Here is a 24,598-nt window from a genome sequence, read left to right as displayed (position 1 = left end):
GTCAGAGAGGCGTCCAGGGCGCGGGCCAGCAGGCCGTCACCGTGTCAGGTTGTTCGATGGCGCAGGCATGGCCGACGCCGGCAATCAGGTGGAACGGCGCAGCCAGGGCGTTGGCCAGGGCCGCGCAATCCTCGGCAAGGGTGATGCTGTCGGCGCTGCCGCAATGCACCTCGCAGGTGACCGCTTGGGGCGCGTAACGCAGCAGGTAATCGCCGCACAGCAGTTCGATGGCCTGGCGGTAACCGTGGGGTTGTAGCCGCGCCATGTTCCAGCGCACCCAGGCCAATGCCTCGGCGCTGGCGTTTGCGGACAGCAAGTGCGCGCTGCGTTCGCTGGCCATCTGTTCGATGCCCAACTGCTCCAGGCTGTGCAGGCGCTTGGCGCGCACTGCCTGGCCCTGGTCGGGCGCAGCGCCGTAACCGCGCGCCGGGCTGATCAGCACCAGGCGGCTGACCCGCTGCGGATGCGCCAGGGCGAAGGCGCTGGCGGTCAGTGCCCCAAGGGAATGGCCGACCAGCACGCAGCGCTCGATGCCCAAGGCATCCAGCAGTTGCAACAGGCGCCCGGCATAGTCCTGCGCATCAGGCGCGGCCATCGGCAAGGGCGTGGACTGGCCGTAACCCGGCGCATCCCAGGCAATCACCCGGCCCGCTCGCTCAAGCCCATGGCCACCTGCAGCCAGCTGGCGGCGCCCGAGCCAATGCCATGCAGCAGCACCACGGCCTCGCCGCTGCCGGCCTGGCGCACGGCCAATTGGCCGCCGTCCAGGCGCAGCAGGCGCTCGGCGAAACGCTGATCGAGCAGGGTGGTGGTAGGCGTGAGCGGCATCATCGGCTTACCCGCGCTTGATCGAGGCCAGCGGGTGCGCTGGCGGGTAGGTCGGGTCACCGGCTTCTTGGCGCCGAGCATCACGCACATCAGCGCGTCTTCATCGCCGATGTTGATCTCTTCGCGGTACACCCCTGGCGGTACTGAAATCAGGTCGCGGTCGGTGAGCACGGTTTCGAAACGCTCGCCGTCCTTCTCGATGATCACCTTGAGCTTGCCGCGCAGCACGAAGAACACTTCCTCGACGTCGGTGTGCAGGTGGGGCGGGCCTTCGTGGCCGGCCGGGATGACCATGGTGGAGAAAGTGAAGTGCTCCGACGGAATGGTGTTCATGTCGCTGCTTACACCGGTGCCGCCGGTGCCCACGTAGCGCATCTGCGCGCGGCGGAACTTGGGGTCGTAGTCGGCCTGGAACTTCAGCGCATCCCAGTCGTAGCGGCGGGTCTCGTAGCGGGCGATGCGGGTCTGCATCCAGCTGGCGAGGTCGGCGTCGGCGGGGCGGTCCCAGCTTTTCGGGGCGTCTTGCTGTTGGGAAAGGTCAGTCATGATTGGTCTCCTTGGCTCAAGGCATGACGAACCCGCCGTTGACCGGCAGGGTTTGTCCAGTGATGAAGCGCGACAGGTCGGACAGGGCGAACAGCACCGCGCCACTGACGTCGTCGGGCAGTTGCGGGCGCTGGATGGCCCGTTGTTCGGTGTACAGGCGGTGGCGGCCTCGGGCACGTAGGCGGTGGCTTCGACCAGCACCAGGCCGGGGGCGATGGCGTTGACGGTGATGTTGGCGTTGCCCAGCTCGCGGGCCAGGCTGCGGGTCATGGCGATCACTGCGCCCTTGCTGGCCACATAGGCCAGCAGGTTCGGCGCCCCCACAGCGGTGTGTCGGAGGCGAGGTTGATGATCGCGCCACGGCCGCTTTCGCGCAGGGCGGGCAGGGCGGCGCGGGTCATCAGCCAGGTGCCGCGCACGTTGACCTGCATGACCTGGTCCCAGGTTTCGATGTCCAGTTCTTCGCAGCTCTTGCCGCCGGAGTTGGTGATCGAGGCGTTGTTGACCAGGCCGTCGAGGCCGCCCAGGCGCTTGACGGTGCGCTCCATGCAGGCGTCGATCGACTCGGGGTTGGCCAGGTCGAGGGACACGCCGCTCACATCAAGGCCCATGCCGCTCAGTTCGCAGGCGGCCTGTTGCACGCGGCCGGCCAGCACATCGGCGATCACCACCCGGGCGCCGGCCTGGGCGATGGCCTGGGCGAAGGCGTAGCCCAGGCCGCGGGCACCACCAGTGACCAGCACGCGGCGGCCTTCGAGCAGGTTGTTGAATGCGCTCATCATTGAGTACTCAGCATGGCTTTGGGGAGGTAGTGCAGAACCCGCTTCTCGGCCCAGACCACCGCGCCGTAAGCGATTACGCCGATCAGCGTGAGCATGACGATGGCCACGAACACGCCCGCGGTGTTGCCCTGGCCTTCGGCGTCCACCAGCAGGAAGCCCAGGCCCTGGTTGCCGCCGACCAGCTCACCGACGGTCACGCCGATCACCGCCAGGGTCGAGGCGATGCGCAGGCCGGAGAACAGTGCGGCCATGGCCGAGGGGAACTCCACCAGGCGGAAGATCTGCCAGCGGCTGGCGTTCATGGTGCGCACCAGGTTGATCATGTCTGGGTCGACGGTGCGGATGGCCGAGAGCACGTTGATCATCACCGGGAAGAACACGATCAGGATGGCGATGAGGATCTTCGGGTAGATGGTGTAACCCAGCCACATCACGAACAGCGGCGCGAAGGCCACCTTGGGCGCGATCTGCAGGGCCAGGATGTACGGCGACAGCATGGCCTCGGCCGACGGCGACAGGCCCAGCGACACGCCGATGGCCACACCCAGCAGGGCGCCGAGGGCGAAGCCGACGATGATCTCGAAGGCGGTGATCAGGGTGTGCTCCAACAGGTTGCCGGACTGCCACATCAGCAGGCTTTCCTGGGCGACGCGGCTCAGTTGCGGCATGACGAACTCGGGCATGCCGACCAGCCCCGGGCCCCATTGCCAGAGCACCAGGAACAGGACCAGCAGACCGACGCTGCCGGCTACGGACGGATTGAGGTTTCTCATCGGGCGTTACCTTGTGATTGCCGGCCATCACTGGCCGCGGTCGTGGTTTCGATGAACTGGTTGCTGTACAGGTCGTCGAGCTTGGGTTCGCGGGGGACGATGCCTTCGCTGACATAGAACTTGCGCACCGCATCCAGGCGCGCCGGGTCGATGCGTCCGGCACCGGCTGGCCGGCGTAGACGTATTCCACGTACAGGCGCAGGGTTTTCTCCAGCGAGGCTTCCTTGCCGGCGTAGGCCGGTACCGCACGGGCGAAGCTGGCGGCGGCGGCCTTGGGGTCGTCGATGATGTCCTTGAGGCCGCGCAGGGTGGCCTGGACCACGCCACGGACGATTTGCGGGTGATGTTCGATGGCGTCGTCGGAGGCCAGAATCGCCTGGGCCATGCTCTCGAACACTTGGTCGCGGGGATCAGCGCGTACTTCAGGCCGGCGTCCTCGGCGTTGACCACCCAGTCTGGCACCCCGGCCATGGCCTGGGCCTTGTTGGCCGAGAACAGCTGCCACACGCCCGAGGGCCGGCGGCCTGGATGTCGACGTCGTCCTTGCTCAGCCCGGCCTTGCGCAGCGAGGCGAGCAGGGCGTAGTAGGTGGTGTCGGAGTAGGACATCACGGTCAGGGTCTTGCCCTTGAGCTGCTTGATCGACTGGATGTTCTCGTCGGCATTGGTGGCGATCATGGTCACGCCACCGCCGCCAAGCACGGCCACCGCGCGCACCGGAATGCCGTTGGGGCGGACGATGATCGGGGTGTCGCCGATGGCGCCGCCGACCAGCGCGTTGCCGGCGCCAATCTGCTTGGCCACATCGACCCCGCCCTTGGCGGCGATGAAGGTCAGGTCCAGGTCCTGGGCCTGGTAGTAGCCTTTTTCCTTGGCGATGATCCACGGCGCGAAGGCCGGCAGGCTGGGGGCGCAGGCAGCAGGTAGGTGACCTTGGTCGGTTCGGCCTGGGCCTGTGCGGCCAGGTTCAGGGCGAGTGCGGCCAAAGCTGCGTGCGCGACGCGCTTGAAGGTAGTGGTGAACATGCTAACTCCCAAGTGGTGAGTGAGGCGTCGGTCAGTGCAGGTCGTGGTCTTCGCCGACTTTCAGCAGTTCCATCAAACGGCCTGCCAACGGGCCGATTTCCGGAAGCTTGCGGCGCTCCAGCGGGTTGTCGCGGTGCGGCAGGTCGATTTCGATTTCTTCGATGATCGTGCCGGGGCGGGCGCTCATCACCAGCAGGCGATCTGACAGGGCGATGGCCTCGACCAGGTCATGGGTGATGAACAGCGCGGTCTTTTTCTCTTCGAACAGCATCCGCGCCAGGTCTTGCTGAAGGATCATCTTGGTCTGGGCGTCGAGGGCCGAGAACGGTTCGTCGAGGAATAGCACTTCCGGCTGGATGGCCAGGGTGCGGGCCAGGGCGGCGCGTTGGCGCATGCCACCGGACAGCTGGAACGGGTAGTGGTCGGCAAAGCCTTGCAGGTGGCAACGCGTGAGCAGATCCTCGGCGATGGCTTTGCGTTCGGCGGCCGGCATGCCCTGGATTTCCAGGCCCAGTTCGACATTGCGGCGGATGCTGCGCCAGGGCATCAGCAAGTCCTTCTGCAACATGAAGGCGACCTTGCCCACCGGGCCGTTGACCCGTTCGCCGCTGACCAGCACTTCACCTTCGGTTGGCTTGTACAGGCCGGAACCCATGTTGAGGATGGTGCTCTTGCCGCAGCCGGAAGGGCCGATGATCGAAACCACTTCACCGCGACGGATCTGGAAGTTCACGCCGCGGATGGCGAACGGCGCTTCGGTCTGCCCTTTGGCGGGGAAGGCCTTGCCGACATTGCGGAACTCGATTTCCGTTGGCGCCGGGTTGTCCTTGGGGTGTGGTGCATTCCACTGCGGGGCGATTGCGTACATCTCTTTCACAGCCATGGGAGTGTTCTCTGGTCTGTTTTATAGGTGATACGCCGTTTAGTGCATGAACAATGCCAGTTGTGTCATTTCTGTTAAATAATCAGAAAAGCCTTATTTATTATTAAGTTACGAATATGTAGGTGGTTTTGAGTTGTTTTATATATGAAACAAGGTTTTTTATATGGCACGAAAATGCCCAGCAACCGCGCACGAAGGAGGGCGCGTGCGTGGGAGTTGGGCATTTTGGGGTAACGGGAGAGGGGTGGGTTTTACAGGTGAAACAGAGGTGGATTCATCGCCGGCAAGCCGGCTCCCACAGGTTATCTAATTGCCTTGAGAGCGGTGGCGTACCTGTGGGAGCCGGCTTGCCGGCGATTGGCAGCTAAGCGTTACGCGAAGGCCTGAGCACCAGCCACAGCGCCACACCAATCAGCAACCCGCCATACAGGTGCCCCATGGACAGCGACTCCTCCAGCAGCCAGGCACCCCACAGCACCCCGAACACAGGAATCAGAAAGGTCACGGTACTGGCCTTGACCGGCCCGATCTCCGCAAGCAGACGGAAGTACAGGATGTAGGCGAAGGCCGTGCACACCAGGCCCAACCCCAGCAGCGACAACCACACCTGCCAACCGCCCCAGCTGGCAGGCGGCTGGGTCAGTGCGCTCCAGGCGAACAGCGGCGTCATCATCAAGGTGGCGCCAAGCATGCTGCCCAACGCCGAGAGGCGGCTGTCCAGCCCGCTGATCCAGCGTCGTGCCAGGAAGCCGGCAAAGCCATAGCAGGTGGTGGCCGCCAGGCATGCCAGGCGCCTTGCAGCAGGGCCAGGTCCAGGGCCACGGGGCCGGCGCCGCTGAGAATGCCGACACCGAACAGGCCAAGGAAGATGCCGCACAGCTTGGGCAGAGTCATCGGTTCGCGGAAACACAGGGCACCGATCAGGACGCCCATCAGCGGTGTGGTGGCGTTGAAAATGGCTGAATAGCCGGCGGGCAGAACCTGCGCGGCGACCGAATAGAAGGTGGCCGGGATGCCAGAGTTGATCATGCCCAGCACCAGGCAGGCCCCCAGTTTGCCCTCGAAATTCCAGCGTACGCGGGCCACGGCGAGGATGGCGATCAGCCCGAGGCCGGCGATCGAGACCGGAAGAATGCGGTGGGTACGGTACCCAGTTCCGGCGCGATGATGCGCATGAACAGGAAGCTCGCCCCCAGACGGCGGCAAGGGTCAGCAGGCGGGCTAGGGCGATGGGGCTCACAGCAATCTCCGGATACAAGGCAGGGCGCGAGTGTACGTCAGGGGGCGGGGTGTTTCTTGTGCTTTCTTGCGGTGTAAATCTGCTTTGGCCTCATCGCCGGCAAGCCGGCTCCCACAGGTACTGCGCTGGTCTCGAGGCCGGTGCGGTCCATGTGGGAGCCGGCTTGCCGGCGATGAGGCCAAGGCAGGCACCACAAATTCCCCGGCGTCTAAGCTGTCTATCTCAACCCGCACCCAGGTGTCGCGCATGACCCAGCACTGGCCGGCCAACGAATCGCCCGCATGATCCTCGATGGCTTCGACGATTACCGCGAACACTTTCGCCGCATCACCCTCGGGGCCCGCGAGCGCTTCGAGCAGGCGCGCTGGCAGGATATTCAGCTGGCCGCTGCCGCACGCATCAACCTGTACGAGCAGAAAGTCGGTGAGGTCAACGGTTGGTTGCGCGACGGCTTCGATGAAGAGGTGCTGCTGGAAGTGGGGCAGTGGCCCTTGGTCAAAAGCGCTTACATCAGCCTGATCGACCCGCGCCTGGACGATGAACTGTCGGAAACCTGGTACAACTCGCTGTTCTGCAGCCTGTTCAGCCATGACCAGATCAGCGATGGTTGCATGTTCATCCACACCACCCGACCTTCGATGCGCAGCCATGAGCGGGCCGCGCAAACCCGTACCTACGCGGCAGACGGCGGCCTCAAGGGGCTGCTGCGGGGTATCCTGGCCGATTACCCGTTCGATGTATCTTACGGTGATCTGGAAGGCGACCTTGCGCGCCTGGAAGAGCAACTGCGCGAAAGCCTGCCGGACTGGGTATGCAAGGACCCGGCCCTGGCCGTGGAACTGTTCTCGCCGGTGCTGTACCGCAACAAGGGCGCCTACCTGGTGGGCCGCCTGCACACGCTGGACGAGCAGTGGCCGCTGGTGATCCCCTTGCTGCACCGCGAAGGCCACGGCATCGAAGCGGATGCCTTGATTACCGATGAGGCCGAGGTGTCGATCATCTTTTCCTTCACTCGCTCTTACTTCATGGTCGATGTGCCGGTGCCAGCGGAGTTCGTCAACTTTCTCAAGCGTATTCTGCCGGGCAAGCACATCGCCGAGCTGTACACCTCCATCGGCTTCTACAAGCACGGCAAGTCGGAGTTCTATCGAGCGCTGATCAACCACCTGGCCGGCAGTGACGATCGTTTCATCATGGCCCCTGGTGTGCGTGGCATGGTCATGAGCGTGTTCACCCTGCCGGGGTTCAACACGGTGTTCAAGATCATCAAGGACCGCTTCTCGCCGTCCAAGACCGTCGACCGTGCGACGGTGATCGACAAGTACCGCCTGGTGAAGAGCGTCGACCGGGTGGGGCGTATGGCCGATACCCAGGAATTCGCCGATTTTCGCTTTCCCAAGGCCAAGTTCGAAGCCGATTGCCTGGCTGAGTTACTGGAAGTGGCGCCCTCGACCGTGGCCCTTGAGGGCGACACGGTGCTGATTCGCCACTGTTGGACCGAGCGGCGCATGACGCCGCTCAACCTGTATCTGGAGCAGGCCAGCGAAGCACAGGTGCTGGAGGCGCTGGAGGACTACGGCCTGGCCATCAAGCAACTGGCGGCGGCGAATATCTTCCCGGGCGACATGTTGTTGAAGAACTTTGGAGTGACCCGCCACGGGCGCGTGGTGTTCTACGACTATGACGAGATCAGTTTCCTCACCGAGGTGAATTTCCGCCACATCCCGCCACCGCGCTACCCGGAGGACGAGATGTCGGGCGAGCCGTGGTACTCCATTGGGCCGCACGATGTGTTTCCCGAAGAATTTCCGCCATTTCTGTTCGCCGATATCGGCCAGCGGCGGCTGTTCAGTCGCTTGCATGGGGAGCTGTATGACGCCGATTACTGGAAGGGACTGCAGGCGGCTATCCGGGAAGGGAAGGTGATCGATGTGTTTCCGTATCGGCGCAAGGGGCGGTGAGTTGGATGGTCTGTACTGGCCTCATCGTCGGCAAGCCGGCTCCCACAGGTAGTGCAGTGATCTCAAGATCGGCGCAGTAAATGTGGGAGCCGGCTTGCCGGCGATGAGGCCGTCACGGGCTACGCAGGCATTTGAGTTCGCTGAAATCGGTGCGCACTTCAGCCAGACGTTGCTGCAGGAATGTGCGCTGGGCGGGCGTGCTCAGGTGCATCATGTCCACCAACAGGCTGCGCGCCTGCTGTTCGGTGTTCTGGTAGGCGATGCGGTAATCCGCTGTCCACAGGCTCTCCTTGCGTTGCAGCAGCTGCGCCAGACGGGGTTCGAAGCTGGCGTCGTTGCGCTGGTTCATGGCCAGCATCAGTTGCTGCTGCCAGTGGGCGCGGTTGGTGATCCATTCGCGGTTCTGGTCGCCCAACGACTGGGACCAGGCCTTGATGCGCTGGCGCTGAGCTGTGTTCAGTTCGCCGAACCAGGGCGTCAGGCGCTTTTCCATGCGCTCGGTGCGCCGCTTGATCTGTTGTTCCAGGGGGTATCCACGTACTTTTCTGGCGTTCGCTGATGTCCTCGCGAAAAGCCTCGCGCATTTCAGCCACCTGGGCGTCGCTCATGCCCGCAGCAGTTCGGTGGCCGATGGGGTGATTTCCTTGGCCACCCGACCAATGGCCTGGCGTGCTTCATCGGTGCGCTGCTGCAGGGTCTGGTCGGTTACCTGGTCTTCGGCGACCATCGTGCGCACCCGGTCGAGCCAGTCGAGGTAACCGGGCAGTTGGGTCTTGCAGTGCCACGCCAGGTGCTGCTTGAGGCGTTCATCCAGCAAGGCCTTCTGGTCGCCGTTCATGTCCAGGTAGTCGGTCAGCGACCACGGCACCAAACGGTCGAGGTTGCGGTAGGCCAGGTCGATCCGGTTGCACGCCACCAGGGCCAGGGCGACGCCTATGGCAATGAGCAAGGTTTTGAGCAGGCGAACATGCATGGGCGAGTCCTTGCAGGGGTTGGCCAGTCGGTAGACGTAAAGGGTTCACGGCGGTTCCGACGATTGAATCAGTGGTCGGGCAGCGCCGTGGCTTCAGGTGTAGAATAGCCGCCTTGTCTTGAGGAACATCGGAAATGGCTCTGCTTGGGCGTTACAACAGTTTGCAAATCGTGAAACACGTGGAATTCGGCCTGTACCTGGACGGCGGTGCCGACGGCGAAATCCTGCTGCCCAGGCGTTACATTCCCAAGGACACGCCGACCGAAGTCGACGACTGGCTCAACGTGTTCATCTATCTGGATAGCGAAGATCAGCTGATCGCCACCACCGAGAAGCCCAAATTGCAGGTGGGTGGGTTCGCCAGCCTCAAGGTCAAGGACATCAACAATGCCGGCATCTTCTTCGATTGGGGCCTTTCCAAGGACCTGCTGATGCCTTACTCGGAAGAGTCTCGGCCACTGAAGATCGGTGACTACTGCGTGGTGCATGCCTACCTGGACAAGCGCACCCGCCGCATCACCGCCACCGCGCGCCTGGACCGCTACCTGGACCGCACCCCGGCGGATTACTCCGTTGGCCAGCCGGTCGAGCTGCTGGTGGCCGGGGAAACGCCCATGGGCTTCAAGGCCATCATCAACAACCGCCACTGGGGCCTGATCCACAAGAACGAGGTGTTCAAGTTCCTGCGTTCGGGCATGCATGTGGAAGGCTTCATCAAGGAAATTCGCCACGACGGCAAGATCGCCTTGAGCCTGCAGCCGGTCGGCAAGGCGCTGGGCGATAACCTGCAAGAGCAGATCATGGCGCGCCTGGAGGCGGAGGGCGGGGTACTGGCGGTGTGCGACAAGAGCACCCCGGAAGTGATCAGCCAGCTGTTCAACGTCAGCAAGGGCAACTTCAAGAAGGCCATTGGTGCGTTGTTCAAGCAAGGCCGGATCGTCATCCATGACGATCGCATCGAGCGGGCCTGATCAGGCCTGGACGAAGGCCTTGAAGTCCAGATGCTCGCCGCCCGGACGGGTATCGCGCAGCAGTGAATCGCGGTCGGCGCTAAGGGCCAGGCTGATGGTCGAGCGGCGCTTGCCCGGGTTGCGCACTTCCATTTGCTCTTGATGGGCACGCAGGAAGTTGGTGGGCACCTTCAGGTGCTGCAACTCGTCGCTTTCCGGGGTGTGCAGCAGCAGGTTGACCCAGTCGGGCTGGCCTTTGCGCAGCAGCGCCACCGGCACCTCGAACCACCACAGGTTGCGTTTGCGGTCGAGGATGGCGAACAGGGTATTGGTGCTGTTGAGCACCGGGTTGGCCAGTGCTTCGTTGCGTCGAGCGATGGCGGCGGGTTTGTCGAGTTTCATGCAGGTTCCTGCGGGTTGACGCTTGATAAGGCCTGCATTGTGAGGGGTGGCCGGTAACGGGGCAAGGTTTGTTGCCCCTATCGCCGGCAAGCCGGCTCCCACAGGTACTGCAGTGACCTGTGGGAGCCGGCTTGCCGGCGATGGGGCCGATGGGTTCAGCGATGAAGTGGTTGGCTCAACTCAGACGTTGCGCCATCAGCGGTGGTGACTGTCGCGGTAAAACTGCGCAATTGCCCGGCGTTTTCCAGCGTCTGGGCAAATTTCGCCTTGCCGTCCTGGTCACTGTTCACCAGCACTTCACCCAGATACTGCTCCGCCTCGGTTCCGTTGCCTTCGGCATTACCAAACAATTCGACCCGCAACAGGCTGGATGCCGGCCCTGTCACCTCACCCTGCAATACCTCACCCTGCAGCGCAATCAGCCGGGGCGCCTGCTGGTTATGGTTGGGCAACGGCTGGCACGGCTTGGTTCGCCGTTGCCATCACAGATGATGGCCTGGTCTTTCTTCGCCAAATCCGCACCCACCCCGCGTGACCCCACGTACAGCGCATGGGCCTGTGCTGGCACACCAAAGACGATGGCGCCGGTGCGCTGGTCGGGCACGCAGGAGCCGCCGGCCTCGCAGCGGCGAATGTCCTGGCTGTTGCCCCAGATACGGTTGGCGGTGAGGCGCGTGGCGGTGACATCAGGCTCCGGGCGCAAGGCCACGCCGATGCGGTTGCCGTGAATCAGGTTGCCATCGAGGATATTGCCTTCGCCGGTGACGCTGACGCCGTTGGAGTTGCCGGTGAAGGTGTTGGCCCCAGGTAGTTGCGCTTGCCCCAGTTGATCTGCAGCCCGTCGGAGTAGTTCTCGAAGCGGTTGCGTACCACGCTGTTGTCGTTGCCCAGCAGAATCTCGATGCCTTGAGAGGGCTCCGGGTTGGCCGCAGTGGAGCGGAACAGGTTGTCGGCCACCAGGTTGAACGCCGCGCCACGGGTGAGCTCCAGGCCGTCGCCGTTGTCGATCAACTGGTTGCGCAGCACCTTGTTGTTGACCGTGGTGGTGGCGGTCGGGTTGCCGGCCCCGTCGTCGCCGGTGAGCATGATCCCGGCGCCGCCTTTGTTGGCCACGATGCGGTTGTCTTCGATGACGTTGCCACTGGCGCGGTTGACCAGAATGCCGATGCAGAAGTTGCGCACTTCCAGGCCGCTCAGGTGCACGCCTTGAGTGTCACGCAGCACCAGCCCAGGGTTGGTGGTGGTGCGCACATTGGTGCCGTATTGCCCTGGCAGCGCGCCGGGGCAGGTGTGCACGCCCTGGTCCTTGATATAGCCGGAGCCGTCGATGGCGATGTACTGGCCGTCGCGGGCCCACGACAGGCCGGTGATGCGCACCGGGCCCTTGATTTCCGGCAGGGCGCGGGTCGGACGGATCACATAGGGCGGTTTGCCCACCGCGGCGATGTCGATGCGGTAGTGGCCAGGGTTCTGGTTGCTGGTCTCGATCGCCCAGCGCAGGCTGCCGGGTTGGCCGTCGTCGGCATAATGGTCGACGCGCAGGGTTTCGCTGCTGGCCGGTGCGGCGGCAAGAGCGGGCAGGGGGAGCAGGGCAGCAAGGCTGCGAGCACGGGCATCAAACGCATGGTGCGGGTTTCCGGTAACGATTGTTCTTATCGAAGGCAGCCTGCTTCGGGCTGCCCTTTGCAGGTGATTCTAGGGGAGAGGTGGGGCGCTGCGCAGAGCGTTGCGGCCAATTCGGTGCGGTATTCGCCCTGCTTTACCGCCCGGCATGCCGTGGGCAAATCCAGTGAAACTCTTGGCGAAGGCCCCGGTCAACCGACTGTCGACACGGTTCACGTGTCTGAACTTGCAGGAGATTTGCCATGAGCGGCACCAAAGACAAAGTCAAAGGTCTGGCCAACGAGGCCATGGGCAACGTCAAGCAAGGCATCGGCAAGGCGACCGATAACGAGAAGCTGCGCGCCGAAGGGCGCGCCCAGGAACTGAAAGGCGAGGCGCAGCAGATCAAGGGTGACATCAAGGATGCAGTGAAAAAGCCCTGATTGATTGTTTCGTGCCGACTGTGGGAACGGTGTTGTCCGCTCCCACAGGGCGGTCGCTTTTTCTGAAAGTCGGCAGGGAGCAGTACATCGGTTGCGTGGTCTATTAGACTTCTCTGTTGTACTGATCAAGCGGCGAAAGGAGACGCTATGATTTTCCCCGACCTGCGCGGCCTGCCCCTGCACCGCGTGCTGGTGCGCACCGTCAGCGAATTTCTCGATGACGAGATGTCCACCTATGCCTCGGCGTTGGCCTACCAGATGCTGTTTTCGCTGTTCCCTTTCCTGCTGTTTCTGATTGCCTTGATCGGTTTTCTGCACCTGCCGGACTTCTTCTCCTGGCTGCGCCTGCAATCGGAACTGGTACTGCCGCCGCAGGCCCTGGAGCAGGTCAACCCGGTGATCGACCAGTTGCAGCAATCCAAGGGTGGCTTGCTTTCAGTGGGTATCGTGATCGCGCTGTGGACCGCCTCGGCGGGTGTGCGCTTGATGATGAGCGCGATGAACGCCGCCTACGATGTGCCCGAAGGCCGGCCAGTGTGGAAGCGCATTCCGCTGTCGATCATCTACACCGTGGGCATCGCTGGCATGTTGCTGGCTGCAGCAGCATTGATGGTGCTGGGGCCGCAGGTCATGGAGTGGATCGCCTCCCAGGTCGGCATGCAGGAGGTGATCGTCACGGTGTGGACCATCCTGCGTTGGCCGGCGATCATCATCCTGATGATGGTGGCGGTAGCGTTGATCTATTACGTCATGCCAGATGTGAAGCAGAAGTTTCGCTTCATCACGCCGGGTTCGGTGCTGGCCGTGGTGGTGTGGATCATCGCGTCTCTGGCCTTTGGTTACTACGTGAAGACCTTCGCGGACTACAACGCGATGTACGGCAGCATTGGTGCAATCATCGTGCTGTTGCTGTATTTCTATATTTCCGCCGCCGTGCTGTTGCTGGGGGCGGAAATGAATGCAGTGATCGAGCACATGTCGTCCGAAGGCAAGAACCCTGGTGAAAAAGATTTCGACGGCAAGAAATCCAGGGAGACGCTGACAGTGCTTGGCCATGAGCACCCGATTCCTACCGAGCCTCAACCTTCCGAGCCGACACCCCGATGATCCGCGAGATTCTGAAGATGGGCGACGAGCGCTTGCTGCGCATCGCCCCTCCGGTGCCTGACGACCTGATCGGCAGCGCCGAACTGCAGCAACTGATCGACGACATGTTCGAAACCATGGCCCATGTGGGCGGTGTAGGCCTGGCCGCACCGCAGATCGGCATCGACCTGCAACTGGTCATCTTCGGGTTCGAGCGCAGCGAGCGCTACCCGGATGCCGAGCCCGTTCCGCAGACCATTCTGCTCAACCCGGTGATCACGCCCATGTCCACCGAGATCGAGGACGGCTGGGAGGGTTGCCTGTCAGTGCCCGGCCTGCGCGGGGTGGTGCCGCGCTACAAGCACATCCGCTACGAAGGTATCGACCCCAGGGCAACCCGATCAACCGCTTCGCCGACGGGTTCCATGCCCGGGTGGTGCAGCATGAGTGCGATCACCTGATCGGGCGGCTGTACCCCTCGCGCATTCAGGATTTCGCCAAGTTCGGATTCACCGAGGTGCTGTTCCCGGGCTGGATGCCAGCGACGACTGATCGCGTACCAGTGCCACCAGGCGTTTGTTGCGCTGGTAGCGCGCCAGGCGAGCGGCGAGGGCTTCGGGTAGCTGTTCGGCGGTTTCGAATGCCAGGCGCTGGTAGAAGGGAGTCAGGTCGGGGTGGCAGAACAGCCAGACAGGGCCGCGCCTTTCAGCCAAAGCGGCTTCTATCAATTGCCCCGCCACGCCCTGGTTGCGCTGCTCAGGGGCGACGAACAGCCCCGTGAGCCAGTGGCCGTTTTCGATGGCGGACAGGCTCAGGCCTGCAATGATCTCGTTGCGCCGTGCTACCCACAGTTCTCCCTCGCTGGCGGCGCGCATGCGTGAGCCGTGCTGGCGGTAGAAGTGGTCGAGCAGGCGGCGCTCGACAGTGTTCAGTTGGGTGCAGTGCAGCGTGGACATGCTTGATCCGAGTAATGGGTTGTCTGTGCTGGCCTCATCGCCGGCAAGCCGGCTCCCACATGGACCGCGTCGACCACCTGTAGGAGCCGGCTTGCCGGCGATGAGGCCGGTACAGGCAGTATTTTCATACAAGTTCGACGTTGATATGGAAAAACATGCGGGAGAGGCTCTAGGCCAGTATCTTGGGGCGATTTTGTCGCAGATTGTTGCAAATCCCGCAAGGGTGAATGTCCGACTTTGGGGTTCAACTATTCAAAGGCGGGAGTAGACTTTCAAACATCCCCCCAGCAGTACGACGAAGCGGGATCGGTACTTCGTGTCATCTTCCTTCAAGATGACAACTTCTCCGCGCCATTGACGGCATATTGAAGTCAATCGATCAGCTTGATTGCTTTAAAGGCCAACCCACATGAAACCATTACTGATTCTTGCATTGGTCGGTATGTCCTCGCTCGCCCTCGCAGACGAGGCCAAACCTGTCTCCACCGAGCCTGTGGCCCAGCAGTACGACTACTCCATGAACCTGGACATCAAACGGGTGATCAACCTGTCGACCATCCCCAATGTCTGCGAAGTGGTACCTGCGACCATGACCTATGAAGACCACCAGGGCAGGTGCATACCATTCAGTACCGCGCCATGGGCGAGGGCTGCCAGCAAGGCTGATTGTCTGACCCTTCACGGGTAAACCCGCTCCTGCAGACCGAAACAGGGCTGCGGGGGCGGCTTTGATCCATCAAGCTGACAGCACCCGACGCACGACCTCCAAGCCCTTCATCAGCTCGGCTCGGCTGCCCGCCGCCGACAGGCTGATACGCACCGCTTGCTCCTCGCTCGCGCCCACGGCGAAAACACTCGCCGGCACGATTTCTACACGTTGCGCCCGACATTCCGCCACCACCTTGTCAGCACCTCGCGAGGCGGCCACCCAGGCATGGGGCGCGGGTTCGCTGGCGTTGCACAACGCACCTCCAAGCACCTTGCGCGCCAGGCGCCAGCGTTCGCCGACTTCCGCGCGCTGCCAGGCCAGCCGCCGCGCCGCAGTACCGTCTTCGATCCACTGGCAGGCAACCTGCAGGTTCAACGGTGAAACCGACCAATGGCTGGCCTTGGAGTAAGGATCGACCTGCTCCAGCAGGCGTGGGCTGGCCACGATCCAGCCGAGCCTCAGCCCGGCGGCCACAGTCTTGGACAAGCTGCTGATCAACACGCCGTGCTCGCCCAACAAGGGGTAGAGAGGCGCGCGGTCGCTGAGGGCGCCGTAGACATCATCCTCGATCACCAGCAGTCCAAGGCGTTCAACCACTTCGGCAATTGCCCGGCGGCGAGTGTCGTCCATGAAGGCGCCAGTGGGGTTGTGCAGGGTCGGGGTGGTGACCAGCACCCGTGCACCGCTGGCACGGGCAACCCGGTCCAGCTCATCCGGTCGCAGGCCCTGGTCGTCCAGCGCCACACCGTGCACCGGCAGGCGCAGCTGTCGGCAGGCCGCCTTGATGCCGGGGGCGGTCAGTGCCTCGAGCATGACCGGCTCGCCGTTCTGGCAGAACGACTGCAGCAGCAAGGTGAGCGCCTGCTGGGCGCCTGCGCACATCAACAAATCGTCCGCCGCCAACGCCAGGCCGCGATTGGCCAGCCAGCGGGCGCCCTGGAGCCTGCCCAGCAGCAACTGTTGCGGGCCCAGGTAATGATCGAGCAGGTGACTCTGCCCCTGTGTCAGCAGGGCCTGCAGGCTAACGTGCAGATCTGGGGTGGCGGGGTCGACCACTGGCACGTTGGTCGACAGGTCGATCAGTGCGTCCAGCGGGTCATGCTGCTTGAGGCGAAACAGCGTTGCTTCCTGGCTACCGGCCAGCACATAGGTGCCACGCCCGACTTCGCCAGCCACCAGATGACGGGCGGCGGCCTCGCGGTAGGCTTGCTGCGTGGTGCTGGGGTTCAACCCCAGCTTCCAGGCCAGGCGACGCTGGGGTGGCAGGCGGTCGCCGACCTTGAGTGTTCCACATTCGATGGCGCTGGCGATGGCGTCCACCAGCGCCAGGTAGCGTGGCCGGCCGTCGTCGACGAGTTCGGGTATCCACATGAAATTGCTGCCCATGCAATATAAGGATTTACCCATACAATGCCCGGCACATAGGATCGGATCAACCTCTTGCCCATGAAGGATGACCGCCATGTTCGACCTTACCGCCTTGCGTGAAGCCGCCGCATTCGTTCACCAGCACGTACCCGCCACCCCGCAGCATGCCTGGCCATTGCTGGCTGCGCGGCTGGGCTGCCAGGTGTGGGTCAAGCACGAGAATCATGCGCCCACCGGGGCCTTCAAGGTACGCGGCGGGCTGGTGTATGTGCGCTCATTGCTGGAGGGCGGCACGCCACCCCGTGGCCTGGTCACTGCGACCCGTGGCAACCATGGCCAGAGCATGGCCTTGGCGGCACGTCAGGCCGGCCTGCCATTGGTGATCGTGGTGCCGCAAGGCAACTCCCGGGAGAAGAACGCTGCCATGCGTGCGCTGGGCGCCGAGCTGGTCGAGTATGGCGTGGACTTTGACGTGGCCCGTGAAGAGGCCGGGCGAATGGCCGCCGAGCTGGGCTACACCATGGTGCCCTCGTTCCACCCTGAGCTGGTGCGTGGGGTGGCGACCTACGCCCTGGAGCTGTTCGAGGCCGTGCAAGAACTGGACTGCGTGTATGTGCCGATCGGCATGGGCTCGGGCATTTGCGGGCTGATCCAGGCGCGCAATCTGCTGGGCTTGAACACTGAAATCGTGGGTGTGGTTTCCAGTGCGGCGGATGCTTATGCGCAGAGCTTCGAGCAAGGACGCATCGTCACTACGGCCACCGCCGAGACCTTCGCCGATGGCATGGCCTGCCGGGTGCCCCATGCCGATGCCTTCGCCCTGGTGCGCGAGCACGCGGCCCGTATCGTGCGGGTGGACGACAGCGAAATCGCCGAAGCCATGCGCCTGTATCACGAAACTACCCACAACACGGCTGAAGGCGCTGGGGCTGCGGCGTTGGCAGCGCTCATGCAGGAGCGTGGCAAGCAGGCTGGCAAGCGTGTGGCGGTGGTGTTGAGTGGGGCTAATGTGGATCGTGAGCGGTATGCGGAGGTTTTGCGGGGGTGAAAGATCTTGAATGAAAGTCGGGGAAAAAGTGCTATCTTATTTTGATAGCATCTTTCGATGAACACTCGATACCGCAAGATCAGCGAAGCAATTTTCAGAACGCCCACCACGGCGTCATTGGCTTTCTCCGAGATCGAGGCCTTGGTGCTTTATCTCGGAGGGCAAGTGCACGAGCGGCAGGGTTCCAGGGTCAAGCTCGTGCTTCGTGGGCAACTCTGGAGATGCCATCGACCGCACCCAGGTAAGGAAGCCAAGCGGTATCAGATAGAAGAGGCCCGCGAATTTCTCTTGCGGGCAGGAGTCAGCCTATGAGTTGCATGCGTTACAAGGGTTATGCCGCCCGTATCGAATACGATGAGCGTGACGACATCTTTGTCGGCCGCGTGCTCGGCATCCGAGACATCATCAGTTTTCACGCAAGCTCCGTTCCCGAGTTGCATGAAGCGTTTCGCGAGGCTCTGGACGATTACCTGGCCGATTGTGCAGAGCAGGGTATCAGTCCGGAGAAGCCCGCTTCCGGCAAGGTCATGCTGCGTATACGGCCAGAGGTTCACGCGGCTGCGAGTGTTGCTGCGCGTGCCGCAGGCAAGAGCTTGAACCAGTGGGCTGACGAAGTGTTCGAGCAAGCGACATTGGCCTGACCAAGCGCAATTACTTCCAATACAGCGCGCACTCGTGCGTGCTGAAATGGCGCTTGTCTTCAACGTGTAGCCGAGCCCTCGATGCCTTTTTCCAACGGTTTTCTCCTCAGCCTGTCCCTGTGCCTGGACATCGGCGTGGCCAACATCGCCATGATCACCCTGGCCATGCAGCGTGGTTTTCTTCAAGGCTTCTGGCTGGGCCTTGGCACCTGTGTGGGTGACCTGCTCTACGCGGTGGCGGCGTTGGCCGGGATGACCGTTCTGCTGCAGTTCGAAGCCGTGCGCTGGGTCCTGTGGCTGGGTGGCTCGGCGATGCTGGTGTGGTTCGCGTTGAAAATGCTGCTGGCGGCCTGGCGAGGCGGGCACATGGAGGCGCGAGGGCAGGTGGTGGTGGAGTCGGGGTGGCGGGAATTCCTGCGGGGATCTTTCTGGCCATGTCGTCGCCCAGCGCCATTCTGTGGTTCGCGGCAGTTGGCGGGGTGCTGATCTCCCGCTCCGGGGGCGGTAGCCTGGTCGAAGCCGGGCTGTTCCTCGGTGGTTTCTTCGCGGCCGGGCTGGTCTGGTGCCTGTCCCTGTGTGGTATCGCCAGCCATGGCGGGCGCTTGCTGGGTGACCGCTTGCTGACCTGGTCCTACCTGCTGTCGGCGGCGATTTTCTGTTATTTCGCGGTATATGTGGTCGTTTCCGGCTACCGCGAATTCATTCTGGCAAGCCCGCCTTTGTAAACGGTCGAATACTGGTGCGGGGTGACGCCGTGGACGCGGCGGAAGGCCGTGATGAAGTGGCTCTGGTCGTAGAAGCCCAGACCCAATGCCACATCCTGGGGATGCAGGCCCAGCCGCAGACGTTGGCGGGCTTCGATCAGACGCAGTTGCATGTGGTACTGCAACGGGCCTAGTCCGGTGGCTTTCTTGAAGCAGCGCACGTAGTGGTACTTGCTCAGGCCGGCAATGCTCGCCAACTGCTCCAGTTGCAAACGCTGTCCAAGATGGGCACGCATATAGGCGACGCTACGGTCGATGGCAGGCGCCTGCTCGCCGGGGCGCACTGACGATTGTTCGAGCAACTGTGCGAACAGCAGCAGTTGCGCCTGCTCCTGATCGTGCGCAGAGGCGCGGCCAGCTCTGCCAGCGCCTTGAACAGCCCCGGTGTTGCAACACGCCTTGCTCGAAGCTGGGTGCCTGCCGGGTGGAGCGCAGGTTTTCCTGGTCGATCACCTGGCACAGCGCTTCGGCCGACAAATGCACGCTGATGTATTCGACAGGCTCCGCGCCGAAGGCCGAGCCTTGCACGGCCAAGGGGTTGTAGAGCGTTACCTGGCCGGGCAGCACGTCCAGTTCGCGTCCGTCCAGCCAGATGCGTTCGTGCCCACTCAGGTTCGCACCCAGTACATACTCATCGTGGGTATGCCGGGCAAAGCTGGCGCCACCTGCGGCACGCACCCACGAAAGTTCGAGCTGGGGGCACACATGCAGGGCTTCGCAGGTCAGGGGCATGGGTCAAAATCTGGTGGGCTGATCTGCGCTACGCTATCGAACCAGTGCAGGCCAGGCAATGCCTGGTTGGGCTTAATCAATGAGGCGACGGACATGAGCACACTGCCGATTCCCCCGCACGCTACGAGGATGGCCGAGCGCTGACACTCGCGGGTTTGTGCGAACGTTTCAACCTGAGCAACCTGAGTGGGTTGCCACTGTTGTGGCAGCGTTTCGTCGATCACGGTGGCGATGCGCCGTGGTTGTTTGGGCAAGACAGCTACGGTGTGTGCTATCACCCCGACGAGCGTGGTGGTTTCGACTACCTGGCGGCGGTCGAGGTGAGCGCCACCCGGGCGCTCCCCGAAGGGTTCACGACGTTGCAGCTGGCACCGCAACACTACGCAGTGTTCGAACATCGCGGCAGCCTGCAGGAATTGAAGGGCACCTTCCAAGGCCTGTTTGCCTGGTTGGCTCAGTCAGGCCTGCAGCAGGCCGACGCGGCCTTGTTCGAGCGCTATCCGGCAGGTTTCGACCCGGCGCACCCGGATGCGGCCATGGAAATCTGGGTGCCGTTGCAACGCAAATAATTTCATCGGCCTGTCGATTTCCCCGGCTACCGTTCGACCAAGAGGTGAGGGCGCAGGACACACCTGCGCCAAACTGCTCATGACCGAGCGCAGGAGTTCGCCGATGAACAGCGCAGCCGAAACCGAAATCCGTCAACTCATCGATACCTGGATGCAGGCCGTACGTGATCGCGACCTGGATGGCATCGCCGCGCCCTATGCCGACGATATCGTCGCCTTCGACGCCATCAAGGAACTGCAGTTCAAGGGCAAGGCCGCCTACCGGGCGCATTGGGAAATGTGCATGGGGTTCTGCACCGGGCCGATGATTTTCGAGCTTGCCCAACTCACCGTCCACGCAGATGGCGACCTGGGCCTGGCCCACTGGCTCAACCGTTGCGGCCCGTCGGATGACGAAAGCCAGTGCGGCTTCATGCGCGCCACAGTCGGCTACCGCCGCCGCGCCGGGCAATGGCAAGTCATTCACGAGCACTGGTCGGCGCCGTTCGACATGGAAACGCAAAAAGCACTGTTCGATCTCAAGCCTTGAGCCGATATCGCCAAACGCACTGTTTCAATGCCCTGGAGGCGACCATGAAATACCTGTGCCTGGTCTATTGTGACGAAGGGCTGCTGCACAGCCTGCCCGACAGCCCGGAAGACGCCGAATGCATGGCTTACGCACAGTCATTGCAAAACTCGGGGCGCATGCTGGCGGCCGAGGCGCTCAAGCCGGTGCAGACCGCCACCACGGTGCGCATGCGGGGTGGCCGCATGAGCCTCACCGATGGGCCGTTCGCCGAAACCAAGGAGCAACTGGCCGGCTTTTACCTGGTAGATGCCCGGGACTTGAACGAAGCCTTGAATATTGCCAAGGGCATACCGGCGGCACGGGTCGGCAGCGTGGAAGTTCGGCCGGTGCGTGATCTGCAACCCTGACCTGAGCGGAGAACAACAAGAATGACGCTGGCACCCTCTGCAGAAGCGAAACATGAACTGTCCATCAGCCGCCTGATCGATGCGCCGCCTGCCAAAGTGTTCCGAGCCTGGACCGAACCTGAATGGCTGATGCAGTGGTGGGGACCCCATGGCATGACCACCCCCGAATGCGAGATGCAGCTGTGGGTGGGCGGCCTGTTCCGCACCCTCATGCGCGCGCCCGACGGCAGTGAGTTCCCTACCCAGGGCGTGTTCCTTGAAATTGCCGCTCCCCGGCGCCTGGTGTTCACCGATGCCTTCGGCCCCGGTTGGGTACCGTCGGACAAGGCGTTCATGACGGCCGTCGTGACCTTTGACGAGGAGCAGGGCAAAACCCGCTATACCGCACGCGCCTGGCACTGGAGTGCCGCCGATAGTCGGGCCCATGAAGAAATGGGCTTCCATCAGGGCTGGGGAGAAAGCCTGGATCGCCTGGTGGAGGTGGTGACTCAGCGGATGCCGGACTGATGGCCGGCGTTGCGCAGGTACGTGCCGAAGTCGAGGCGGTGTACCGTCGCGATTCACGGCGCATTCTGGCCACCCTGATTCGTTTGCTTGGGGATTTCGACTTGGCCGAGGAGGCCATGCATGAAGCCTTCTTCATTGCCGTCGAACGTTGGCAGCAGGCGGGCATTCCTGATAATCCGCGGGCGTGGCTGGTGTCGACCGGCCGCTTCAAGGCCATCGACGCCTTGCGCCGACGTGCCCGATTCGACCGCTCCCAGGCAGACCTGATCATGCTCATCGAAGGACAGGGCCAGGACCCGAGCGAAGAAGAACTGCTGGCCGATGACCGCCTGCGGCTGATCTTCACCTGTTGCCACCCGGCACTGGCTGCGGATGCGCAGGTGCCTTTGACCCTGCGTGAAGTGTGCGACCTGACCACCGAGCAGATTGCCCGGGCCTTCCTGTTGAGCCCGGCGACCATCGCCCAGCGCATCGTGCGCGCCAAGGCGAAGATCCGCGATGCTGGCATCCCTTACCTGGTGCCGGAGCTGAACGAGTTGCCAGAGCGCCTGGAAAGTGTGCTGCGGGTGATCTACCTGGTGTTCAACGAAGGGTATTCGGCGTCATTCGGCGAGGCCCTTGTGCAGCAGGAGCTGACCGATGAGGCCATCCGCTTGGGCCGACTGCTGGTTGAGCTGCTGCCCGAGCCGGAAGTGATCGGCCTGTTGGCCTTGATGCTGTTGCAGGCGTCAAGGCTGCGGGCGCGAAGTGATGCGCAGGGCAATCTGGTGTTGCTGGAGCAACAGGACCGTAGCCTGTGGAACCATGAACAGATCGCTGAAGGCTGCGCGCTGGTACGTCAGGCGCTGCGCAGCCGGGCGTTCGGCGCTTATACCTTGCAGGCTGCGATTGCTGCGGTGCATGCCGAAGCCACGACGGCCGGGCAGACCGACTGGGCTGAGATTGTCGGGCTTTATGATGAGTTGTTGCGGCATTGGCCATCGCCCGTGGTCGCGCTCAATCGGGCGGTGGCGCTGGCCAAGCGCGATGGGCCGAGGCCGGATTACGGGCGGTAGAGGCGGTGCTGGCTGCCGGGGAGTTGCAGGATTACCACCTGGCGCATGCGGCTAGAGCTGAGCTGCATCATCAGTTGGGGAATGTGGAGCAGGCGCGTGTGGCCTGGAAGCGAGCGCTGGAGCTGACCCGGCAGGCGCCGGAGCGGCGGCATATAGAAGGTCGGCTGCGCGCGCTTGGGGGATGACGCTGCTGGCCCTATCGCCGCAAGCCGGTTCCCACAGGTACAGCGTTGATCTCGAGGTCGACGCGGTCAGTGTGGGAGCCGGCTCGCCGGCGATAGGGCCAGTGCGGGCTTGCCCGATCAGCTCGCCACGAAGTTAGGCGGCGACACCAGTTCAACGGTCTGCTGCTTGCGTGGCGCCAGGATCTCGGCCTCGCCCTCGACGACCAGTTCATCGTTCTGGTTGTACACGTTGGTGGCGATGCGCACCTTGAACTTCGGCAGTTTCTCGAGAATTTCCAGGCGTACGGTCAGGGTGTCGCCGATCTTCACCGGTTTCTGGAAGCTCATCTTCTGGCCCAGATAGATAGTGCCGGGGCCTGGCAGGGTGCAGGCCACCGCAGCGCTGATCAGGGCACCGCTGAACATGCCGTGGGCGATACGCTCGCGGAACATGCTCTTGGCAGCGAACTCGGCATCCAGGTGCACCGGGTTGTGGTCACCGGACATCGCGGCGAACAGCTGGATGTCGCGTTCTTCCACGGACTTTTCGTAGCTGGCCTTCTGGCCGACTTCAAGGCTTCGTAAGGCGTGTTGGTGACCTGGGTCATCGGGGCTTCCTTAATGGGCGGACGAGGCGGCAATCATTCACTGCGAGCAGGGCGGCCAAGGGCCAGCGCTTGTTCCAGCCAGCCGAGAACATCGGCGGTGACCTCGTCACGATTGGTTTCATTGAGTACTTCGTGCCGCGCCTGGGCATAGACGCGCAATTGTACATGGCGATTGCCAGTCGCGCGCAGGGCGTCGGCCAGATGGGTGAGACGCTTGCCGGCACTCACCGGATCACATTCGCCGCCCATGACCAGTATCGGCAGGTTCGGGTCGATCTGCGCCAGGTGCTTCGCCTGGCTGATTTGCGCCAGGCCTTGCAGCAGGTCAAGCCACAGCTGGTTCGTGCAACGGAAGCCGCACAGCGGGTCGTTCACATACAGGTCGACTTCCGATGGGTCGCGGCTGAGCCAGTCGAAGGCCGTGCGGTTGGGTTTGAATGCCTTGTTGAACGAGCCGAACGACAGCCAGTCGATCAGCGCGCTCTTGCCCATCGGCCCCTGGCGCCAAGCCTCCAGGCGGGCAATCAGGCGCGCTGCGCGATACAGCGCCACAGGCTGGAAGTTGGAGCCGCTGAGGATCGCCCCCTGCAGGCTGGCACTGTGGTGCACCAGGTATGACTGGGCAATGTAGCTGCCCATGCTGTGTCCCAGCAGGAACAGCGGCGTGCCGGGGAATTGCTGGCCGATGTGCTGGGCCAGCAGGCCCAGGTCGTTGAGTATGGCATTCCAGCCATGCTGCTTGGCAAACAGGCCAAGGCTACCTCCTTCGGCAGTACGACCATGGCCCCGCAAGTCTGGGGCGAACAGCGCGAAACCTGCGTTGCTCAGGGCTTGGCCCAGGCGCTGGTAACGGCCAGCGTGCTCGGCCATGCCATGCACCAGCAACACCGCCGCCTTCACCGGTGTGGCCGGCAACCACTGGTGCACGTACAGGCTGCAATGCTCGCTGGCGGGAAGCCAGAAGGCGTCGTAAGGCATGGCGAATCCTTTGCGCGTGGGTCAGAGCACAGTGTATGCACAACCGGCCAGATTGCAGGAAGGGCACAAATAAGATTCACAATGTTAA

23 protein-coding genes and 11 pseudogenes are annotated in these 24,598 nt (G+C 63.0%); 15 read left to right on the top strand and 19 right to left on the bottom strand.

Annotation, left to right across the window (positions count from 1 at the left end; translation table 11 throughout):
- Nucleotide 1 precedes the first annotated feature (1 nt).
- The 8 genes and pseudogenes from PspTeo4_RS15435 to PspTeo4_RS15400 form a co-directional block, all read right to left on the bottom strand.
- Entirely contained in the window at nt 2-682 is a 681-nt protein-coding gene (locus PspTeo4_RS15435) for an alpha/beta hydrolase (protein ID WP_322364879.1), read from the bottom strand.
- Nucleotides 640-828, bottom strand: a complete 189-nt coding sequence (locus tag PspTeo4_RS15430; RefSeq protein WP_322364642.1) for a hypothetical protein — start codon at nt 826-828, stop codon at nt 640-642. The genes PspTeo4_RS15435 and PspTeo4_RS15430 overlap by 43 nt, the downstream gene beginning before the upstream one ends.
- A gap of 7 nt (nt 829-835) precedes the next feature.
- Nucleotides 836-1,374, bottom strand: a pseudogene (locus PspTeo4_RS15425) (cupin domain-containing protein).
- Nucleotides 1,375-1,390: 16 nt separating this feature from the next.
- Nucleotides 1,391-2,156: pseudogene (locus PspTeo4_RS15420) on the bottom strand (SDR family oxidoreductase).
- The gene (locus tag PspTeo4_RS15415; protein WP_322364641.1) at nt 2,153-2,929 is read right to left on the bottom strand and encodes an ABC transporter permease; all 777 of its coding nucleotides are present in this window, start codon (nt 2,927-2,929) and stop codon (nt 2,153-2,155) included. Before PspTeo4_RS15415 ends, PspTeo4_RS15420 begins: the two are co-directional and overlap by 4 nt.
- Nucleotides 2,926-3,953, bottom strand: a pseudogene (locus PspTeo4_RS15410) (ABC transporter substrate-binding protein). The gene PspTeo4_RS15415 and the pseudogene PspTeo4_RS15410 overlap by 4 nt, the downstream one beginning before the upstream one ends.
- A 31-nt stretch (nt 3,954-3,984) precedes the next feature.
- Nucleotides 3,985-4,821: an ABC transporter ATP-binding protein gene (locus PspTeo4_RS15405; RefSeq protein WP_322364878.1), complete on the bottom strand. Its 837-nt coding sequence runs from the start codon at nt 4,819-4,821 to the stop codon at nt 3,985-3,987.
- A gap of 379 nt (nt 4,822-5,200) precedes the next feature.
- A pseudogene (locus PspTeo4_RS15400) lies at nt 5,201-6,076 on the bottom strand (DMT family transporter).
- Nucleotides 6,077-6,322: 246 nt separating this feature from the next.
- Here PspTeo4_RS15400 and aceK point away from each other — a divergent pair.
- Nucleotides 6,323-8,037: pseudogene (gene aceK / locus PspTeo4_RS15395) on the top strand (bifunctional isocitrate dehydrogenase kinase/phosphatase).
- A 112-nt stretch (nt 8,038-8,149) separates the two neighbouring features.
- Here the strand turns inward: aceK and PspTeo4_RS15390 are convergent.
- A pseudogene (locus PspTeo4_RS15390) lies at nt 8,150-8,875 on the bottom strand (DUF6279 family lipoprotein).
- Between the two features lie 269 nt (nt 8,876-9,144).
- Between PspTeo4_RS15390 and PspTeo4_RS15385 the strand changes: the two are divergent.
- Nucleotides 9,145-9,981 carry a S1 RNA-binding domain-containing protein gene (locus PspTeo4_RS15385; protein ID WP_322364639.1) on the top strand — a complete coding sequence of 279 codons (837 nt, stop codon included), beginning with the start codon at nt 9,145-9,147 and terminating at the stop codon, nt 9,979-9,981.
- On the opposite strand, the gene PspTeo4_RS15380 is transcribed toward PspTeo4_RS15385, so the two are convergent.
- From PspTeo4_RS15380 to PspTeo4_RS29950, 4 genes are all read right to left on the bottom strand, one after another.
- Complete coding sequence (locus PspTeo4_RS15380; protein ID WP_322364638.1) at nt 9,982-10,362, bottom strand: hypothetical protein; 381 nt, start codon at nt 10,360-10,362, stop codon at nt 9,982-9,984. It lies immediately after the preceding gene.
- A gap of 155 nt (nt 10,363-10,517) precedes the next feature.
- Nucleotides 10,518-10,814 (bottom strand): hypothetical protein, encoded by a 297-nt coding sequence (locus tag PspTeo4_RS29960; protein WP_416196931.1) that lies wholly within the window; start codon nt 10,812-10,814, stop codon nt 10,518-10,520.
- Nucleotides 10,781-11,071 carry a hypothetical protein gene (locus PspTeo4_RS29955; RefSeq protein WP_416196930.1) on the bottom strand — a complete coding sequence of 97 codons (291 nt, stop codon included), beginning with the start codon at nt 11,069-11,071 and terminating at the stop codon, nt 10,781-10,783. Before PspTeo4_RS29955 ends, PspTeo4_RS29960 begins: the two co-directional genes overlap by 34 nt.
- A gap of 20 nt (nt 11,072-11,091) precedes the next feature.
- A complete protein-coding gene (locus PspTeo4_RS29950; protein ID WP_416196929.1) occupies nt 11,092-11,799 on the bottom strand; it encodes a right-handed parallel beta-helix repeat-containing protein in 708 nt (235 codons plus the stop codon).
- A gap of 428 nt (nt 11,800-12,227) precedes the next feature.
- Between PspTeo4_RS29950 and PspTeo4_RS15370 the strand changes: the two genes are divergently transcribed.
- The 3 genes and pseudogenes from PspTeo4_RS15370 to def form a co-directional block, all read left to right on the top strand.
- Nucleotides 12,228-12,407 carry a CsbD family protein gene (locus PspTeo4_RS15370; RefSeq protein ID WP_322364637.1) on the top strand — a complete coding sequence of 60 codons (180 nt, stop codon included), beginning with the start codon at nt 12,228-12,230 and terminating at the stop codon, nt 12,405-12,407.
- A 147-nt stretch (nt 12,408-12,554) separates the two neighbouring features.
- Entirely contained in the window at nt 12,555-13,514 is a 960-nt protein-coding gene (locus PspTeo4_RS15365) for a YihY/virulence factor BrkB family protein (protein WP_322364636.1), read from the top strand.
- A pseudogene (gene def, locus PspTeo4_RS15360) lies at nt 13,511-14,025 on the top strand (peptide deformylase); the annotation flags it as partial. The gene PspTeo4_RS15365 and the pseudogene def, both read left to right, overlap by 4 nt.
- Here def and PspTeo4_RS15355 read toward each other — a convergent pair.
- On the bottom strand, nt 14,003-14,368 hold the full coding sequence (locus PspTeo4_RS15355; RefSeq protein ID WP_322364877.1) for a GNAT family N-acetyltransferase: 366 nt from the start codon (nt 14,366-14,368) through the stop codon (nt 14,003-14,005). The pseudogene def and the gene PspTeo4_RS15355 overlap by 23 nt on opposite strands.
- 490 nt (nt 14,369-14,858) lie before the next feature.
- Between PspTeo4_RS15355 and PspTeo4_RS15350 the strand changes: the two are divergent.
- Nucleotides 14,859-15,115: pseudogene (locus PspTeo4_RS15350) on the top strand (DUF2790 domain-containing protein).
- 70 nt (nt 15,116-15,185) lie between these two features.
- On the opposite strand, the gene PspTeo4_RS15345 reads toward PspTeo4_RS15350, so the two are convergent.
- Nucleotides 15,186-16,529, bottom strand: a complete 1,344-nt coding sequence (locus PspTeo4_RS15345; protein WP_322364876.1) for a PLP-dependent aminotransferase family protein — start codon at nt 16,527-16,529, stop codon at nt 15,186-15,188.
- Nucleotides 16,530-16,620: 91 nt separating this feature from the next.
- Between PspTeo4_RS15345 and PspTeo4_RS15340 the strand changes: the two genes are divergently transcribed.
- From PspTeo4_RS15340 to PspTeo4_RS15325, 4 genes and pseudogenes are all read left to right on the top strand, one after another.
- Nucleotides 16,621-17,574, top strand: coding sequence for a threonine dehydratase (locus PspTeo4_RS15340; RefSeq protein WP_322364635.1), 954 nt, complete (start codon nt 16,621-16,623; stop codon nt 17,572-17,574).
- A 57-nt stretch (nt 17,575-17,631) separates the two neighbouring features.
- Nucleotides 17,632-17,886 (top strand): type II toxin-antitoxin system HicA family toxin, encoded by a 255-nt coding sequence (locus PspTeo4_RS15335; protein ID WP_322364634.1) that lies wholly within the window; start codon nt 17,632-17,634, stop codon nt 17,884-17,886.
- On the top strand, nt 17,883-18,215 hold the full coding sequence (locus PspTeo4_RS15330; protein WP_322364633.1) for a type II toxin-antitoxin system HicB family antitoxin: 333 nt from the start codon (nt 17,883-17,885) through the stop codon (nt 18,213-18,215). The genes PspTeo4_RS15335 and PspTeo4_RS15330 overlap by 4 nt, the downstream gene beginning before the upstream one ends.
- Nucleotides 18,216-18,296: 81 nt before the next feature.
- Nucleotides 18,297-18,940: pseudogene (locus PspTeo4_RS15325) on the top strand (LysE family translocator).
- On the opposite strand, the gene PspTeo4_RS15320 reads toward PspTeo4_RS15325, so the two are convergent.
- Both PspTeo4_RS15320 and PspTeo4_RS15315 read right to left on the bottom strand, forming a co-directional pair.
- Nucleotides 18,904-19,215: an AraC family transcriptional regulator gene (locus PspTeo4_RS15320; RefSeq protein WP_322364632.1), complete on the bottom strand. Its 312-nt coding sequence runs from the start codon at nt 19,213-19,215 to the stop codon at nt 18,904-18,906. The pseudogene PspTeo4_RS15325 and the gene PspTeo4_RS15320 overlap by 37 nt on opposite strands.
- A gap of 10 nt (nt 19,216-19,225) precedes the next feature.
- The gene (locus PspTeo4_RS15315; RefSeq protein ID WP_322364631.1) at nt 19,226-19,711 is read right to left on the bottom strand and encodes an AraC family ligand binding domain-containing protein; all 486 of its coding nucleotides are present in this window, start codon (nt 19,709-19,711) and stop codon (nt 19,226-19,228) included.
- Between the two features lie 140 nt (nt 19,712-19,851).
- Here PspTeo4_RS15315 and PspTeo4_RS15310 point away from each other — a divergent pair, with 140 nt between their 5' ends.
- From PspTeo4_RS15310 to PspTeo4_RS15290, 5 genes and pseudogenes are all read left to right on the top strand, one after another.
- Nucleotides 19,852-20,280, top strand: a complete 429-nt coding sequence (locus PspTeo4_RS15310) for a GyrI-like domain-containing protein (RefSeq protein WP_322364875.1) — start codon at nt 19,852-19,854, stop codon at nt 20,278-20,280.
- A gap of 103 nt (nt 20,281-20,383) precedes the next feature.
- Nucleotides 20,384-20,809 (top strand): YybH family protein, encoded by a 426-nt coding sequence (locus tag PspTeo4_RS15305; RefSeq protein ID WP_322364630.1) that lies wholly within the window; start codon nt 20,384-20,386, stop codon nt 20,807-20,809.
- Between the two features lie 44 nt (nt 20,810-20,853).
- Entirely contained in the window at nt 20,854-21,198 is a 345-nt protein-coding gene (locus tag PspTeo4_RS15300; RefSeq protein WP_322364629.1) for a YciI family protein, read from the top strand.
- Nucleotides 21,199-21,219: 21 nt separating this feature from the next.
- Nucleotides 21,220-21,705, top strand: a complete 486-nt coding sequence (locus PspTeo4_RS15295; RefSeq protein WP_322364628.1) for an SRPBCC family protein — start codon at nt 21,220-21,222, stop codon at nt 21,703-21,705.
- Nucleotides 21,705-22,945, top strand: a pseudogene (locus tag PspTeo4_RS15290) (RNA polymerase sigma factor). Before PspTeo4_RS15295 ends, PspTeo4_RS15290 begins: the two are co-directional and overlap by 1 nt.
- A gap of 117 nt (nt 22,946-23,062) precedes the next feature.
- On the opposite strand, the pseudogene PspTeo4_RS15285 reads toward PspTeo4_RS15290, so the two are convergent.
- Nucleotides 23,063-23,532 (bottom strand): annotated as a pseudogene (locus tag PspTeo4_RS15285) (MaoC family dehydratase).
- A 33-nt stretch (nt 23,533-23,565) separates the two neighbouring features.
- The gene (locus PspTeo4_RS15280) at nt 23,566-24,510 is read right to left on the bottom strand and encodes an alpha/beta hydrolase (RefSeq protein ID WP_322364627.1); all 945 of its coding nucleotides are present in this window, start codon (nt 24,508-24,510) and stop codon (nt 23,566-23,568) included.
- Between the last annotated feature and the right edge of the window lie 88 nt (nt 24,511-24,598).

This window comes from Pseudomonas sp. Teo4 (assembly GCF_034387475.1).
GTDB lineage: Bacteria > Pseudomonadota > Gammaproteobacteria > Pseudomonadales > Pseudomonadaceae > Aquipseudomonas.
This window is presented reverse-complemented; position numbering and strand designations above follow the sequence as displayed.

What these genes read in the sequence shown, in the direction of transcription:
- PspTeo4_RS15430 (WP_322364642.1), bottom strand. Translation starts at nt 828, where the DNA reads ATGCCGCTCACGCCTACCACCACCCTGCTCGATCAGCGTTTCGCCGAG.
- PspTeo4_RS15415 (WP_322364641.1), bottom strand. Translation starts at nt 2,929, where the DNA reads ATGAGAAACCTCAATCCGTCCGTAGCCGGCAGCGTCGGTCTGCTGGTC.
- PspTeo4_RS15405 (WP_322364878.1), bottom strand. Translation starts at nt 4,821, where the DNA reads ATGTACGCAATCGCCCCGCAGTGGAATGCACCACACCCCAAGGACAAC.
- PspTeo4_RS15385 (WP_322364639.1), top strand. Translation starts at nt 9,145, where the DNA reads ATGGCTCTGCTTGGGCGTTACAACAGTTTGCAAATCGTGAAACACGTG.
- PspTeo4_RS15380 (WP_322364638.1), bottom strand. Translation starts at nt 10,362, where the DNA reads ATGAAACTCGACAAACCCGCCGCCATCGCTCGACGCAACGAAGCACTG.
- PspTeo4_RS15370 (WP_322364637.1), top strand. Translation starts at nt 12,228, where the DNA reads ATGAGCGGCACCAAAGACAAAGTCAAAGGTCTGGCCAACGAGGCCATG.
- PspTeo4_RS15365 (WP_322364636.1), top strand. Translation starts at nt 12,555, where the DNA reads ATGATTTTCCCCGACCTGCGCGGCCTGCCCCTGCACCGCGTGCTGGTG.
- PspTeo4_RS15355 (WP_322364877.1), bottom strand. Translation starts at nt 14,368, where the DNA reads ATGCGCGCCGCCAGCGAGGGAGAACTGTGGGTAGCACGGCGCAACGAG.
- PspTeo4_RS15345 (WP_322364876.1), bottom strand. Translation starts at nt 16,529, where the DNA reads ATGTGGATACCCGAACTCGTCGACGACGGCCGGCCACGCTACCTGGCG.
- PspTeo4_RS15340 (WP_322364635.1), top strand. Translation starts at nt 16,621, where the DNA reads ATGTTCGACCTTACCGCCTTGCGTGAAGCCGCCGCATTCGTTCACCAG.
- PspTeo4_RS15335 (WP_322364634.1), top strand. Translation starts at nt 17,632, where the DNA reads ATGAACACTCGATACCGCAAGATCAGCGAAGCAATTTTCAGAACGCCC.
- PspTeo4_RS15330 (WP_322364633.1), top strand. Translation starts at nt 17,883, where the DNA reads ATGAGTTGCATGCGTTACAAGGGTTATGCCGCCCGTATCGAATACGAT.
- PspTeo4_RS15320 (WP_322364632.1), bottom strand. Translation starts at nt 19,215, where the DNA reads ATGCGTGCCCATCTTGGACAGCGTTTGCAACTGGAGCAGTTGGCGAGC.
- PspTeo4_RS15315 (WP_322364631.1), bottom strand. Translation starts at nt 19,711, where the DNA reads ATGCCCCTGACCTGCGAAGCCCTGCATGTGTGCCCCCAGCTCGAACTT.
- PspTeo4_RS15305 (WP_322364630.1), top strand. Translation starts at nt 20,384, where the DNA reads ATGAACAGCGCAGCCGAAACCGAAATCCGTCAACTCATCGATACCTGG.
- PspTeo4_RS15300 (WP_322364629.1), top strand. Translation starts at nt 20,854, where the DNA reads ATGAAATACCTGTGCCTGGTCTATTGTGACGAAGGGCTGCTGCACAGC.
- PspTeo4_RS15295 (WP_322364628.1), top strand. Translation starts at nt 21,220, where the DNA reads ATGACGCTGGCACCCTCTGCAGAAGCGAAACATGAACTGTCCATCAGC.
- PspTeo4_RS15280 (WP_322364627.1), bottom strand. Translation starts at nt 24,510, where the DNA reads ATGCCTTACGACGCCTTCTGGCTTCCCGCCAGCGAGCATTGCAGCCTG.